This is a genomic window from Allomuricauda sp. XS_ASV26, assembly GCF_041224615.1.
Lineage (GTDB): Bacteria > Bacteroidota > Bacteroidia > Flavobacteriales > Flavobacteriaceae > Flagellimonas > Flagellimonas alginolytica.
Genome location: NZ_JBGFGK010000028.1, coordinates 302,570 through 317,441, shown reverse-complemented (window position 1 = coordinate 317,441; position 14,872 = coordinate 302,570). Strand labels below are relative to the sequence as shown.

The 14,872-nt window shown below is 39.7% G+C and carries 12 protein-coding genes; 1 reads left to right on the top strand and 11 read right to left on the bottom strand.

Features of this window, described 5'->3' with window-relative positions:
- The 6 genes from AB9K32_RS04440 to AB9K32_RS04415 form a co-directional block, all read right to left on the bottom strand.
- Window positions 1-1,521: carboxypeptidase-like regulatory domain-containing protein (locus AB9K32_RS04440; protein ID WP_369884477.1), on the bottom strand; the 1,521-nt coding region annotated here is incomplete at its 3' end.
- A 91-nt stretch (window positions 1,522-1,612) separates the two neighbouring features.
- Window positions 1,613-3,787, bottom strand: coding sequence for a TonB-dependent receptor plug domain-containing protein (locus AB9K32_RS04435; protein ID WP_369884476.1), 2,175 nt, complete (start codon window positions 3,785-3,787; stop codon window positions 1,613-1,615).
- Window positions 3,788-3,796: 9 nt separating this feature from the next.
- Complete coding sequence (locus AB9K32_RS04430) at window positions 3,797-5,143, bottom strand: M24 family metallopeptidase (RefSeq protein ID WP_293295334.1); 1,347 nt, start codon at window positions 5,141-5,143, stop codon at window positions 3,797-3,799.
- Window positions 5,144-5,176: 33 nt separating this feature from the next.
- Window positions 5,177-6,247, bottom strand: a complete 1,071-nt coding sequence (locus AB9K32_RS04425; RefSeq protein ID WP_369884475.1) for an AMP-binding protein — start codon at window positions 6,245-6,247, stop codon at window positions 5,177-5,179.
- Window positions 6,225-7,163: a CPBP family intramembrane glutamic endopeptidase gene (locus tag AB9K32_RS04420; RefSeq protein ID WP_252079646.1), complete on the bottom strand. Its 939-nt coding sequence runs from the start codon at window positions 7,161-7,163 to the stop codon at window positions 6,225-6,227. Before AB9K32_RS04420 ends, AB9K32_RS04425 begins: the two co-directional genes overlap by 23 nt.
- Window positions 7,154-8,206 (bottom strand): o-succinylbenzoate synthase, encoded by a 1,053-nt coding sequence (locus tag AB9K32_RS04415; RefSeq protein WP_369884474.1) that lies wholly within the window; start codon window positions 8,204-8,206, stop codon window positions 7,154-7,156. The genes AB9K32_RS04420 and AB9K32_RS04415 overlap by 10 nt, the downstream gene beginning before the upstream one ends.
- 45 nt (window positions 8,207-8,251) lie before the next feature.
- Between AB9K32_RS04415 and AB9K32_RS04410 the strand changes: the two genes are divergently transcribed.
- Window positions 8,252-9,046 (top strand): SDR family oxidoreductase, encoded by a 795-nt coding sequence (locus AB9K32_RS04410; protein WP_369884473.1) that lies wholly within the window; start codon window positions 8,252-8,254, stop codon window positions 9,044-9,046.
- A 1-nt stretch (window position 9,047) separates the two neighbouring features.
- Here the strand turns inward: AB9K32_RS04410 and AB9K32_RS04405 are convergent, their stop codons facing one another.
- From AB9K32_RS04405 to AB9K32_RS04385, 5 genes are all read right to left on the bottom strand, one after another.
- Window positions 9,048-11,006 carry a histidine kinase dimerization/phosphoacceptor domain -containing protein gene (locus AB9K32_RS04405; protein WP_338194847.1) on the bottom strand — a complete coding sequence of 653 codons (1,959 nt, stop codon included), beginning with the start codon at window positions 11,004-11,006 and terminating at the stop codon, window positions 9,048-9,050.
- A gap of 536 nt (window positions 11,007-11,542) precedes the next feature.
- A complete protein-coding gene (locus AB9K32_RS04400; RefSeq protein WP_224837284.1) occupies window positions 11,543-12,301 on the bottom strand; it encodes a LytTR family DNA-binding domain-containing protein in 759 nt (252 codons plus the stop codon).
- A 33-nt stretch (window positions 12,302-12,334) separates the two neighbouring features.
- Window positions 12,335-13,243 carry a 1,4-dihydroxy-2-naphthoate octaprenyltransferase gene (menA, locus tag AB9K32_RS04395; protein WP_369884472.1) on the bottom strand — a complete coding sequence of 303 codons (909 nt, stop codon included), beginning with the start codon at window positions 13,241-13,243 and terminating at the stop codon, window positions 12,335-12,337.
- Between the two features lie 2 nt (window positions 13,244-13,245).
- Entirely contained in the window at window positions 13,246-13,845 is a 600-nt protein-coding gene (locus AB9K32_RS04390) for an SPOR domain-containing protein (protein ID WP_252079641.1), read from the bottom strand.
- Window positions 13,846-13,985: 140 nt separating this feature from the next.
- The gene (locus AB9K32_RS04385) at window positions 13,986-14,822 is read right to left on the bottom strand and encodes a S1 RNA-binding domain-containing protein (protein WP_369884471.1); all 837 of its coding nucleotides are present in this window, start codon (window positions 14,820-14,822) and stop codon (window positions 13,986-13,988) included.
- Window positions 14,823-14,872 lie beyond the last annotated feature (50 nt).

Genomic DNA, 14,872 nt, shown 5'->3' with positions numbered 1-14,872 from the left:
GGCCATCGAATAGCCCAGTTCCTTTTCCGAACGAATTCGTTCCGGCATCTCTGCAAGGGTGTGCTTCCAATTAAAGTATTGATTGTTGGGATTTACAAACTGTAGATCGAATTCAGCTTCGGAGTCGTTCCATTCAAATACCAATCTAGATGAAAATTCCTCGTTGTACTTATACCTTTTTCGGTTTTCAATCTGCATGGAACCATTGTCCAAAGTAAAAATATTGTACAGCTCTCTCTTCATAATTCTGGACAAATCCAGCGTATCCTTGGGCAATAATCCTTCTTTCTGTAAATATGCATGTCTTGCAAAAAGGGTTGTGGCCGATTTAGCTTCGCCCAAGTTTCGATAACTTTTCGCCATATCTATAAAACTTTGGGCGTAGTCCGGCCGAAGAATATAGACCTTTTTATAAGTTTCATGGGCTTTTTTATAACGTTGCTGGGATTCCAGAACGTAGGCCAACGACTTTAATGCCACTGGGTTGTTGTTGAACAACCTTGCATGCTCCTTCAATATATTATCGGCAAATCCGATATCTTTCCATATATCGTGGAAATAACGATAACTCTCCAATACAAAGTGGTAAGATGCACTATATTTTACTGCTGTTTTCTTATAAATAGCTATGGCCTCCCCTTTGTCCGATGCACTATTTAAGTCTTTTAAATATTGAGGAGCATTATTGAACACCACCTTGCCGTCCAAGGCGTTGTCCCGATATATATTGTTGCGCAATCTTGCTTGATCATAAATTTCTCCATTGTTCTCCCTAGGCAGATCTGTTCCCGAAATGGTATTGATCACCACCACTCCACCTACGCCTATTGTGCCATATTTGGAAAGCGCCGAAACAGAGGGGATAAAAGCCATTCTTTTTACATTGCCCCAAAGCCAACTACAATAAACCTTGGTCATGATTTGTCCATCAACATCGAACACAGCCGTTGCCTCATTGTTGATACTTTGAATTGCCCTCATACTAACCACTAGTTCATCACTCATTGGGTCACATACGGCCCGTACCCCGGCAAATTTTCCCCAAATAACAGAATTGATCGTAGGCGCATTTTTAAAATCGTCCTCATCTGCAATTCGAAGTGAGAAATTAGCAGTCTCTTTGTCCAGAAATCCGAAATATGTTTTTATCAGGTTCTTGTTCTTGTGGTAATCCAGGATTTTCTCTTGATAGGTTTTTCTTTTTTTTGCTGCTACCGTTACCTCTTCCAACTCTTCCACATTTGCGTTCATGGTAACATTCAAAATGCGTGTTACATCCTCAACAAGTATAGAAACCGTATCCATACCCAAATAGGTAAACCTAAGTTCCTCTTTGGGATTGGCCTTAATTTGATATCTGCCCTCTGCATCGGAGGTAGTCCCAAGACCCGAAGTTAGATTGGTTACCGATACATCCGGCAAATAAGAAACTCCGTCCATAATACGGCCGTTTATTTGTTTTTGGGCAACGGTAATTATCGTAAAAAAGCAACACAGTCCAGTACAAAGTAGTATTCTCATAGCAACTTGAATATTAGAGGTTTACTAAAATTACAAAATATATCAGTAAACCATAGATCACCTCCATGGCTCATTTAAAAAATAGAAATCCTTAATTTTTAAAGGATACTATTTCTTTTCTGTTATTTTGTTGGTCAACGTACAACCAAATTACTTCCCTCGACTGGGATGGGTAGCCAAAATCGGTATAAACGGTACATAACAGTACCAAGGGGTCCGTATTGGCCTTGTCCAAATTGCCCAGATAGTTGATATTGATCTGCCAGAGTCCTTTTAAGTCATCGTAAACCTCAAACTCTTCCATGGCAAAACCAAGGTTAACTTCGTTGGCAATTCTATTCGTATCTTCCATGGCAGTATGTTCCCAGTTGAAATATCTATTCTGGGGATTTACAAATTGAATTTGAAATTCGGCTTTGGGGTTGCTCCACTCCAAACGTAAACGAACATTGACCTTCTCGTTATTAAAATAGATATCATCCAATTTGGTTACATTGAGTAGAGTTCGCTTTTGAAAAACAAGATTTTTAATTTCTCGGTTCAAGGATTTTTTGATCGCATCTACCTGCATGGTGCCATAAGCACCACCTTTGGCCAACGTAGCCCATGCATCTAGCGCTTTTTGGTACTCTCCTTTCTCAAAATAGATCTGGGCCTCGGTAAAAAACGGTTGTAGCGCTGTTGGGTCGGCTGTATAAATGGCCTTGTTGAGATAGTTGGCCAATTCAAGTTCGTTTAAACCTCGTGAGGAAAGCTCGACCAATTTTAAGTAATGTATGTCTTTGGGATTCAGCTCCAGTAAATTGGAGATTATCCGGGTGGCCACATTTGCATCCTTGTCCTTGAAAAACTCAAAACTGTCCAAAAAGAAGGATTCATTATCCAAATTGAAGTTTCTAAGTTCTAAATACTTATTGTATGCTGTCTCTACGTTTTGGGCATTTTTCAATGTTTTGATTATCCCAGATTCTCGGTGTACAATTTTAGATTTTGCATCGTAAATATTGTTTTGGACAAGTGCCGAATTTACACTCCCACCTGCTCCTTTTGATTTTAGGGCGTTTTTAGTGGTGATCAAAATAACACCTGCATTGCCCAATGACCCATACCTGTTCGTTGCGGCCAACCCTTTTAAAACCGTAATTTCTGCAACATTGTTTGGGTCAATAAAAGATGCATCGGCAGCATAACCGGAGGACGAATCCGACTGTTGTATAGGGATGCCATCCACCACCACAAGGCCATAAGTGTTGCCCAGCAACGTATTGTTGCTTCTTCCCTTAAATTGTGTCAAGTCTTGATCTCGGCTTAAATTCACATTGGAAAACCGCCCTTGAACGCTTTGGTTTAAATCGGTTTGTATGGGCGTTATCTCTTCACTTCCAATAGATTGCACTGCATAGCCTATACCTTCCTTGTTTTTAAGACCCGTTCCGGTTTCCACCATATCCTTAGAGGTGGATTCAACACGATTCTCCGAAACAAAAACTTCTTCGAGCGCAGTTATGTTTGAATTTAAAAATACTTCCAGATTATCTGAAAAATATCCAATGGGGATTTTTTTCATGGTTTTAAAGGACCTACTCGATATTAAAATCGAATCGCCCGGAATACTAGGTATTGTAAAAGCTCCAGTAGCATCTGTTTTATAAATCTCTTGACTCCCCGTTACTCTGATTTCAATATCAGTTTGTGGAACATTGTCTATGTAAACTTTACCTTTTATGGTTTTTTCTAATGGTGGATCATTTACGGTACTTTCCCTATTTTTTGGTAACATGGCCGCAAAATCCATTAATCGTCCGTTACCTATCAATGCAGATTTTTTAAGTACCTCCACATTTCTGGTCGGCACTGTATTGATAATTACGTTCCCTTTCTTAACCGGTAAGATTACATTGGGCAGCAGGCCGTTGCCATCACTAAAAAAATAAACCTGATCATTCTTAATTGTTTCGGACAGGCCATTATAAATGGTGCCCCCATCTGCTCTGTAATGGGTCAACACCTCTTTAAGCTCGTTCCAGTTGCCATCGGAAATTTCAAAAAACCGTTCTTCAATGGTCGTATTAAATAGAATAAGTTGTACGCTCAGTTCGGGTGAACGGTGGAATATTTTATCCAATATTTCAAACTCCTTTTCAATATCCCTCTCCAACATGGAAAAAGAAGTGTCCCAACAAATAGTGATCTTGGTATCGGTATTCTCTTGGGAAAATACCAATATAAAAGTCAGGAACGCAATTATCGAAAAGTTTTTTCTCATGCATTGATCTTAGTTGCCCAAATGATCTTTTACTCTAGGAATCAGCATTAGCTCTGTTTGTCTACCATTAACATAACGAAATCCGTTTTCCCCAAAAAAGCCAGCTTCTTCCAGCATAATTCGTATATCGCGATTCCATTCCGGGATATTCACAGTGGTATTCAACTCAATGGCGTACACCGTGTTTGGATTTAAAGGGTAATTCTCTCCATCGTCCTTCATAACACCTCCTTGGGCATCCCACATGCCAATGGTAGTACCTGCGGAGTGGCCATAACTTCCTAATGGATGGGTGTATATTGCTGGTCGCAGTCCGGCGTTTTTGGCATCTTGCAAGGCCTTGGCCAAAATGTCGTTGCCTACCCTTCCTGCTACCATGTTCTGGGTTAGATAATCCTGCACTCGGTTACCATCGTACAGGGCGTTTACCAAAAATGTTGGGGCCTCGGTTTCCTTTGGTTTTAAAACATAGGCCAATTCCTGACAATCAGTATTAAGACCAAGGTAGCTTATCCCAAAATCGCAATGCAACAAATCTCCCTGTTGTATAATTTCGTCATCTGGCCTTCCGGAAAATGAATATAAATGGCTTACCAATTCTTCACTGGTGCGTTGAACATCCACAGTGGGATGGAACCAGGTCTCTAAACCAAGATCTGTTACTTTTTGACGCATCCACCATTCTACCTCGGTGGTTGTGGTTACTCCCGGCGTAATTACTTTTTCTGAAAAAGCTTCTGCAATTATATCATGGGTAATATCCACGAGTTGATTGAAAATTGTCATTTCCCGAGCAGTACGTGTCTCTATCCATCTAACGGCCAACTGCTCTGCCGACTTTACCCGTGAGTGATACTTTTTGGGAAGATTGGCCATAAACTCATCAAAATCGGTCTTATCCAAACCATCCGCTATATTATGGTCTTTAGAAAAATTTAAACCGATCGTATTAGGGTCACGTTCGGAAATCAACTGCATTAATCGTTTCCATTGGTTTGGCTCTTTGTCCTTGTCCCAAGCGGAGATAATACTTTTGCCTACATTGTAACGTGCTACGGCCAATTTATCCATGGTATTGTTTTCCTGGTCCCTATAAAAAAGCAGAATGGTTCGTCTACGGGCATTCAGCCATGTGGCCGGAAGCATGGTTTTTAGGACTGGGTCCTCGTTATATTCCCTGGATATAAGCACCCACATATCTATTCCCGTATCATCCATTAATTTAGGAAGCAAATCGGTGAATCGTTCCTCAAGAATTTCATCCACCACACGAGCACGTTCCGCCTCGGGCAGGATTTGTTGGGATAAAACAATAAAAGGCAAGAGTAGAAAAGTAAGGTTGAAGATTTTTTGCATGGTTGATTATTTAACGTTCTGAAAATACAAAACTTAAATAACTTGTTCCAAGGTTTTTTTACGATCAACTTTCTTGGTCGTTGTTTCTTGAAAAGTTTTTACAAAGTAAACTTGCTTAGGCACTTCATATTTTGATAATTCCTTTAAACCGGAAATAGTTCTGATCAGTTCTTGTTCGTCCGAAGGATTTCCTTCGATCACGAGCACTAATTTTTGACCCAATATCTTATCTGGTAAACCTGAGACAAAAAATCGAGAGGAAATGAGTGATTCCAGTTTTTCCTCTATTTTTTCGGGCATCAATTTTATACCGCCGGAATTTATGATAGAATCGAATCTACCTACCCAAATAAAAGTTGTATCACTTAAGAGCTCAACTAGGTCGTTGGTTATGATTTTTGTGTCGGTAACTTTTGGAGCATCAATTACAAGGCATCCTCTTTTGTCTTGTGAAACAGTTACATGTGGAAGTGCCTCAAAGTACTTTAAAGTGTTCCCGCTGACGGGTTTTACTGCAATATGGGTTATGGTCTCCGTCATTCCATAAGTTTCAAAAGCTTGCACGTGCGATTGGTTCAATTGCTCCCTCAACTGTAAGTCCACCGGGGCACCGCCAATTATCAATTTTCTCACTCTTTGTAAATGGGGCAGGGAATTTTTAACCTGTAAGGGAACCATGGCCACAAAATCGTAAGTTTTGTCCATTTTGGACAAAGGGCTCGATGTGGGCTGAACAAAATCCAGTTGCAATCCGAGAACCATGGCCCTAACCAACATCATTTTACCGGCAATTCCGGTACAAGGCAAACACAAAAGTGCTTTTTGACCTGGTCTTAAATCAAAATATTCTCCTGTGGCCAAAGCGGAATTTACCATATGCTCTTTTTTGAGCTGAATGGTTTTCGGGTTTCCGGTAGAACCCGAGGTATTCACATTTAATGTTTCAGAGTTGGATATCCAATCCAATAAGAACGCCCCGATATCTTTTTTAAATGCTTTTTCTTGTTTTAAGTTATTGGCAAGTTCCTCCAATTGTTGTACGCCGAAGAAGCCTCCATTAAGACGAAATTCTGGATGTATGTTACGCCAAGTCGGATCTACCATCGGTCAGTGCTACAAATTCTTCTTTGGTCTTTACACGACCGAATAGTTTGTCCTTCCAATTCTTCCAACCGTATTTCCTGGAGAAAATAAATAAAAGAATGGGGTAGATCACAAAAACAGGAATTAACACATCCCAACCAAGCACTGGTTCAGAAACGTCCTTATAAATTGAGTCAGTCTGGAACGCAGTCCAATCGGAAGTAACCAACAACGCAGTTATTAAATTATTGGCCGCATGGAAACCTAGCGCAAGTTCAAGCCCTTCATCCATTAAAGTTAAAATCCCCAAGAAGAAACCTGTACCTATATAATAAATCATTATACCGGGGCCCAATTTTTCAACCTCTGGATTGGCAGCATGCATTAACCCAAACAAGGTGGAAGTAATTATCAACGGGACCCATCGATTCTTAGCCATTAACCCTATACCCTGCATCATATGGCCCCTGAACAAATATTCTTCAAAGCTGGTCTGCAAAGGAATCAGCAATACGGCTATAATAGCCAGCGGGATGAACTTTCCCAAATTAAAGTTTAGCTCATAATTTTCAGGTGAAAAATAAATACCTATTCCAGTGAGTAAAATGGTAATGCCCCCCCATAAACCAAACGCATAAAAAATACGTTTCCAATCAATCTTTTTGCGTGATGTAGTAAGTGAGGTAATGGATTGTTGATGAACCAATAGTGTCCATCCCAACACAACAAAAAAGCCAACCACCAAAGGTGCCAAAAGTATAATCAATACAAGGTTTGTTCCGAATCGATCTATAATCTGTTGCATGGCATCTTCCATACTTATCGGAGAATTTATGGTAGTAATATAATTGAGTACCATAAATGCTATAAATCCAATTGGCAACACCAAATACTTCCAAAGTCCTTCGTTACCTTTATATCCTTGCTCTATATACATATGTTTTTTATTAAGTCCATATCCCAGTCCTTTGCTTGTCGGTAATATAATTTGCCTTGCGATACCTCCAACGGACTCTCAATATTGTTGGTGAACAAACTTCCTGTTCCCAAACCTTGAGGCATTGTTGTTTTCAACGAATAGGTAAATTGTGCAATGGCATTGAGCCCAATATTGCTCTCCAACGCACTGGTAATCCACCAGCCTATATTTTTGTTTTCGACAAGTTCTATCCATTCACGGCTCCCCCCTATTCCGCCCACCAAACTCGGTTTTAAAATAATGAATTGGGGTTGTATGGTTTGTAGTAATTCCTGTTTTTTTGTTACATCAAAAATACCGATCAATTCCTCGTCCAAAGCTATGGGCAATGGTGTTGTTTTGCATAATTCCGCCATTGCTTCCCATTGTCCCGCTTTTATGGGCTGTTCAATCGAGTGAATATTAAAGGTTGATAGTATTTGGAGCTTTTCCATGGCTTCGGCTGGTGAAAAAGCACCGTTGGCATCCACACGAAGTTCGATTTCTTCAGGTGAAAAATTTTCCCTTATGGATTTGAGTAGGGCTACTTCTTTATCAAAATCGATTGCTCCGATTTTCATTTTTATACAGCGAAAACCATTTTTCAATTTTTGATCTAGTTGCCGCAACATAAAATCCACATTTCCCATCCAAATAAGACCATTTATTGGGATCGGGGATTCGTTTTTTGTAAAATCCGAAGGGAACAATTCAAAGCAATTTGGTGATCGAAAGGATAATAAGGCTTGTTCCACGCCAAACTGAATAGAGGGAAACTCCTTTAATTGCAATAAGAGTTCCGCCTTGTTCATGTGTATATTTTGGCAGGTCCAAGCAAGTTTTTCTTCGTAGTCCGGTCGGTCGTCCACACTTAAACCCCGCAAAATGCCACATTCGCCTACACCTAGTTTTGCATGGTCCTGCAATATAATGTACCAAGTTTCCTTCTGTATCATTACCCCACGGGAGGTTCCGCTGGGAACTTTAAAATCGAGGGTGTACTTTTTATAGCTTGCTTTCATGAAGTAGGTCAAATTTAAGTATATTTTAAATCTAAAAAAGGAGTTATGGGAAGTATCCATGGAAAAACGATATGGATTACCGGGGCATCATCTGGAATTGGAAAAAGTCTGGCCCTGGAACTAGGTTCGCGATCCTGCAACCTAATTTTGTCCTCTCGGAAAAAGGGCGAACTTGAAAAGGTAAAGGAATTATGCGGAGGTACAGATAACATTGCCGTTCTTCCATTGGATCTACAAGATCTTGACAAAATGGAGCATTTGGCCCAAATGGCAATTTCCTTTTTTGGGAAGGTCGATATATTGATCAACAATGCCGGAATAAGCCAACGATCGTTGATCATGGATACCAAGCTGGACGTTTATGAACAGCTCATCACTATTAATTATTTGGGCACTGTGGCGCTCTCCAAGGCGATCCTTCCTCATTTTATCCGTAACAGATCCGGACATTTTGTAACTGTTACCAGCTTAATGGGAAAATTTGGTTCTCCATATCGTTCGGGCTACTGTGGCGCCAAACATGCATTACATGGTTTTTTTGATGTGATGCGAATGGAGCATGAAAAAGATGGCATTAACGTTACCTTGGTTTGCCCTGGCTTTGTGCGTACCAATGTTGCAAAAAATGCGTTAACGGCCGATGGTTCTCCACAACAAGAGGACGACGTTGCCACGCAAAATGGGATTGATCCCGAAACGGCCGCCAAAAAAATGATCAAGGCCATCGAAAAAGATAAATTTGAAGTTTATGTTGGCGGAAAAGAAGTAAAAGGAATCTATCTTAAGAGATTCTTTCCTAAACTTTTGCATAAAATGGTTTTAAAAAGTCGGGTAAGATAGATCAACTAAAGTTGAACCAAAACCGAACCCCTTCTTGATCTCTGTCCACATTGAGCTTGGATTGAAGCTGGTTCACCAATCTATTGATCAATCGCAGTCCCATCGAGGAGTGTGCCCTCTCATCGCTATCTTCCGGGAGCCCTATACCATTATCGGTATATTCAAAATATCCTTGGTCCCCATTTTTGCGCAAATGGATATAGATTTTCCCATTTTCGTCATTCTCGGGAAATGCGTATTTAAACGAATTGGAAACCAACTCGTTTAAAATCAATCCAAAAGGAATAGCGCGATCAATATCAAGTTCGGTTCCTTCGGCATCAATGGTAATACTGATGTTGTGCCCTCCCTTTTTATAAACCGATTGTACGCTATTGATCAAACTTTCAATATAGCCTTGCATTTCTATTACCGAAAGATCATCGTTCTGATATAATTTTTGATGGATCAATGCCATGGCCTTTACCCTACTTTTTCCTTCTTCAAGGGCAACGATCGCCGCTTTGCTCCGAGTGTTCTTGGTCTGTAGGCTCAATAAACTGGAAACCATCTGTAGATTGTTCTTCACCCTATGGTGAATTTCTTTCAGTAAGGAATCCTTTTCGACCAACGAGTTTTCGATAATATGCTTCTGCTCCGCAATTAACCGTTGGTTTTTTATACTCTTTAAATAAGCATACACCAATCCCGCAAAACCTAAAAGGGTAAATATTAGTGAAATAAATACCAAATTAATACGCTCATCTTTGGCTTTCATTTCGCTGCGGGCCAATTCGTTTATCTTTTTTTGCTCATCTATCAATCTTTGGGAATTTTCCAAATCCTCGTTGGCTACTATGGTTACCAGCTGTTGTTTTATCAGTGCCGATTGTTTTTTGGCCAGAGAATCCTTGATCCTTTCGTTTCTTTTGTAATAGATGGATGCATTCTTAAAGTTTTCGACCTTATCATAAAAAGCGGCCAACAAACTGTTCTTCTTTATCGTTTGTAGTACCGATATGTTGTCGAACTCCGTATCGAGGTGTTTTTTGGCCTCGGAAAAGCGTTCCATTTGCAAATTGGCTTCTGCCAAGAAAAGCGTGTTGTCCACAACTTCGGTTTTATCCTTGTTATAAGGTGATTTGGTCAAGGTTTCGATGCTGGATTGCAGAAGTGGCACGGCATCTTCGTAATTGCCCATCATTACATGGCACTTGGCTATATTTCCTTCGATCTCGGCCTTTAACAGCTCGCTCTCGAACATATCCGATGCACTTTTTTGGGCGGTGATATCGTTCATGTAAACGCCCAAGTAGTGATTCGCTTTTTTTAGTTCGCTCAGTGCGGTTGGAGCGGAATCGTCCAATCTAAGGTAATTCCCAACTTTGCTATGATACTTGGCCAAACCGTAGGAGTCGTTGTCCGCAATGGTAGGCTTAACCTCCATAATATATTGGTTCCTTGCTTTTCGGTAAAGTCCAAGGTTACTATATATATCGTAGAATGATACATTGTTCGTAATGCCCAGTTCACGCTTTTGCTTTCGGATCTCTATTTGCTTGTCATACAGCTGTAGGTTGGCATAATTATCGTCCAACACATCCAAAATCACCTTTTTTGAATCGGTATCCAGTGAATCTTTGATGTCGTACAGCTCTTTGGCCAACGCGGTACTTTTGTCGTATTCCCCCAGATCGTTGTACACTTGGGCCTGCATTACTTTGTATAGTCGTGTAGCTGTGGTGTCCTCTGTTTTTTGTGCGTTGGACAAATAAATTTTAATGGTATCCAACCAATCGTATGCAGAGTTCACGTTATAGCGATCCAATGAATTAAAAAATACATCGAATCGTTGTGATGGTAGATCGGTATCCTGAAATTCTTTCAGTTTGCTTTCTTCATCAAAGGCAAGGTCCTGCCCCGATGCAGCATAGAAAAAAATAAAAAATACTGAGGTAAATAAAATTACGTAACGTCCCATTAATTAAATTGATACAGTGACCACTCCAGAGGCGGTCCTATATTATTATCGTGCCCTTTTTTCCTTTATTGTCCCGATAGCACTCCAATCCAATAAATGGAATATCCAACTGAATTGCAATGTATGGGGTATATAAAGAACGTTAGTTTGTCCACAAAATTAAATCCCAAAGGAGAGAGTTGCCCACTATTGTTGTGAAACCTATGTTTTCTGTTGTGAAACAATACAAAACATAGGTATATGGGTAATTTATCGATGTTTTGTGCTTTTTATGGATAAATCCGAACAGGACAGAGGCGCTTAAAATTGAAAAAGGCCCTGTTTTTTAGAACAAGACCCTTTTACGAGAACACTATATGAAAATGAAAAAATTACTTTCTTGATTATTACACTGCTAAAGTAGCGGTAGGCTCCAAAGGGAGAAAATTATTGTTGTGAACCTACCAAAAGTTGTGGTAACCCCAAAACTTGATGGCATTGCCAAAAAAAAAGTGCCCTAAAGGGCACCTCATTCTATTCTTTGATTAAGGGGAACGTTAACTGTTCATTGATGAAAGAATAAACTCCTTAAAATCCTTGGAGATCGGAATAAGATTATTGTTGATCATTATATCTTTTGAATTGATGGCATCAATATGGTCCACATTTACGATATATGATTTATGGGCTCTATAAAATTTGTTCTTGGGCAATTTCTCCAAATAATCTTTTAAGGGAGACCGTACCAAAAACTTTTTATCCACAGTGTTAACCTCCAAATACACATTATCAGCCTTGATAAATTGTATGTCGGTAAACTGAATCCTGTAGTACAAGTGTTGTTTCTTTACAAAAATGGAATCTTTTAATACAGAGTTCGATGTGATTTCGTCGGCTGCTTCTTGATTCTCCTCAACTTTTTCCGCGCCTTTTTTGGCATAATTGAAATTTGACAGTGCAATTTCTATGGATGTATAGAGATCTTGTTGTTCAAAAGGTTTTACCAAATAACCATCTGGTTTAACCGTTTTGGCATTTTCCACTGTTGCACGATCCGAGTTCGAGGTTACAAAGATGAATGGAATGTTGTACGTTTCGCGAATATGCTTACCTAGATCTATACCTGTTTTGTCCGAGGCCAAGATGATATCGATAAGTACCAAATCAACATGGTTGTTCTTTAACACATCTACCGCTTGTTCGTACACTATGACATTATCAACAATTTCATAGCCGATTTCCTCTAACATGGACTGCATATCATCAGCGATGATAACATTGTCCTCTACGATCAAAATTTTTATCGGATGTTCCAAGTTCCTTAAAGTTTATTTGGTTGTAAGTCAAATTTACAAAAAAATATTGACTGAAATGAAGAATAAAACCGCTAACAAAAAGGTGCTCAACGCCACTTTCTTAAGTTCGGGGTCCAACCGAACAGGTTCTTTGGTGGTCATAACGGTTCGCAAATGAATCAATAATGGAACAAACGCCAGCATAAAAAAGGATTGTTTCCAGTCAAAACCAATTACAATTATATAAGCTAAAAAGCATAGCAGCGCGGTAAAAATCAAACCAAGATGATAGCGTTTGCCATTCTCAAATCCCATTTTAACGATCAATGTGTTCTTACCATGCTTTTTATCGGATACCACATCCCTAAGGTTGTTCAGATTTAACACGGCCACGCATAATAGCCCAATTGAAATTGCTGGTAAAATTGAAGGCCATTCCAAGGTTTTGGTGTATAAGAACATACTGCCCAATACACCTAACAATCCAAAAAAAAGAAATACAAAAAGGTCTCCCAATCCTCGGTAGCCATAAGCGTTGGAGCCTACCGTGTATTTAATGGATGCCCAAATACTTAACAGGCCTAGGACCAAAAAAACGAGGACATAGGCGAAATTACCCGACCCAAAAGCTAAATAGATGAGAACTACTGCTATGGCCAAACTTATTAGGGCAGAAATGATTACCCCTGCTTTGAGTGATGTTCGTGAGATGGTGCCACTTTGCAAAGCTCTTGCAGGACCAACACGATCTTCGTTATCGGTACCCTTTACCCCGTCTCCGTAATCGTTGGCAAAATTGGAGGTTACTTGAAAACCTACAGTTGTCAAAAGGGCCAAAATAAATATGGACAATTCGAATTGAGCGTGTAAACTGGCCAAAGCAGTTCCCACAATAATGCCCGATAAAGATAAAGGTAGTGTGCGCAGTCTAGCGGCCTGTATCCAAGCCTTTGTTTTTCCCAAGATTAATACGGATCTTCTATTTTAACTCTTTGACCATCCTTATAAGAAGCTACAAAAGCATCGTCAAACCCCATCTGTACCAGTTGTTTTCTAAATTTTTGAGCTTCCTCCAAGGTTTCAAAATTACCCAAAGAATACGCATAAAAAGGGTTGGTTTTTACAAATAATGTATTGGTCAATGCCTCGGACGCAAGTGTTACATTATTCTCCACAAACGATTTAACTTGTACGGAATAGATCATTTCCTTGTTCAAAAACTCTTTGGCCAAGTAAAATTCCTTTACCAAGCTAAGCTCTTCGTTTTGGGATTTTAAATTGTCTATCCTGGCCTTGATCACATCCAAGCTGTCTATGGATACCAAAAGATTTCCTTGGTTCTCAAAAGATTGTTTGCTGCTAAGGCCTGCAGTGAACGAAGTGATGGCCAGCGCACCAATTACAAATAATCCAACAAATCCCATAAGGATGTTACGTTGTAACTTAATTTTGCGAAGATCTTTGTTCTTGTACTTTATCTGATCAAGGAGTCTTTCGTTGATAATTTGGGCCTTATCTATATCCTTATGAAGGTCCAACAAATCGCTTTCTTCAATAAAAGGCATATCCTGGAGGGGGTTATAATTATGCGTCATGCTAAGAGCATAACAACCAATAAGTTAATCTGTATCTTCACAAAAATAAAATATTTAACTAAAGAAAAAAACTTTAGAGCTGCATTAAACACAAAAATCCAGATTCCGATCTAGTCTCCCAACAAATGGATCCCATCGTCCTGAATATCGATTTTTCGTCGACGATATAAAATACCAACGCCTTTTTTAAATGCCTTCTTGCTCATGTGCAGTGTGTGCTGTATCTCTTCAGGGGACGACTTGTCGTGCAGGGGCAAGAATCCGTTGTTCTTTACAAGTTTATCAAAGATAAATTTTGCCGTAGGCTCCAACATTTTTGCCCCAATGGGTTGCAGCGAGATATCTATCTTCTTATCATCTCGCACACTTTTTACATAACCTTTGACCTGTTCACCGATTTCTAAAGGCCTATAGATATCGCTATCGAAAACCAGACCTTTGTGACGGTTATCCACGATCACTTCCCACCCCAAAGGGGTCTTACGGTAAATTAAAAGATCTACCTGATCGTTCTGGTCGTACGCAACGCTTTCGTTGGATAAAAATTTATCTACTCTGCTAGATCCGGTAAGTCGCATACTTTCCTCATCCATATAGCAATGTACCACATAGCTTTGGCCCTCTTCCATTCTGTGGGATTGCTCCCTAAAGGGAACAAGCAAATGTTTCTCCAGTCCCCAATCCAAAAAAGCACCGTATGCCCCGACTTCGACCACTTTTAAATACGCAAATCCGTTACGTACGATTTTCGGCTTTAAGGTAGTAGAAATAGGCCTTTCCGCATTGTCCAAATAACAGAACACATCCATTTCTTGATCAATCTCAAAATCGGACGGAACATATTTATTCGGTAAAAGAATCTCTGTTCCTTCATCATCACCTAAAAAAAGACCTATACTCGTGCTCCTTAACACTTTAAGGGTATTGTAATTTCCCAATTCTATCATAGGGCAAAGGTAGCTGTAAAAAATGGGTATAAAAAAAGCTGTCTTAACAA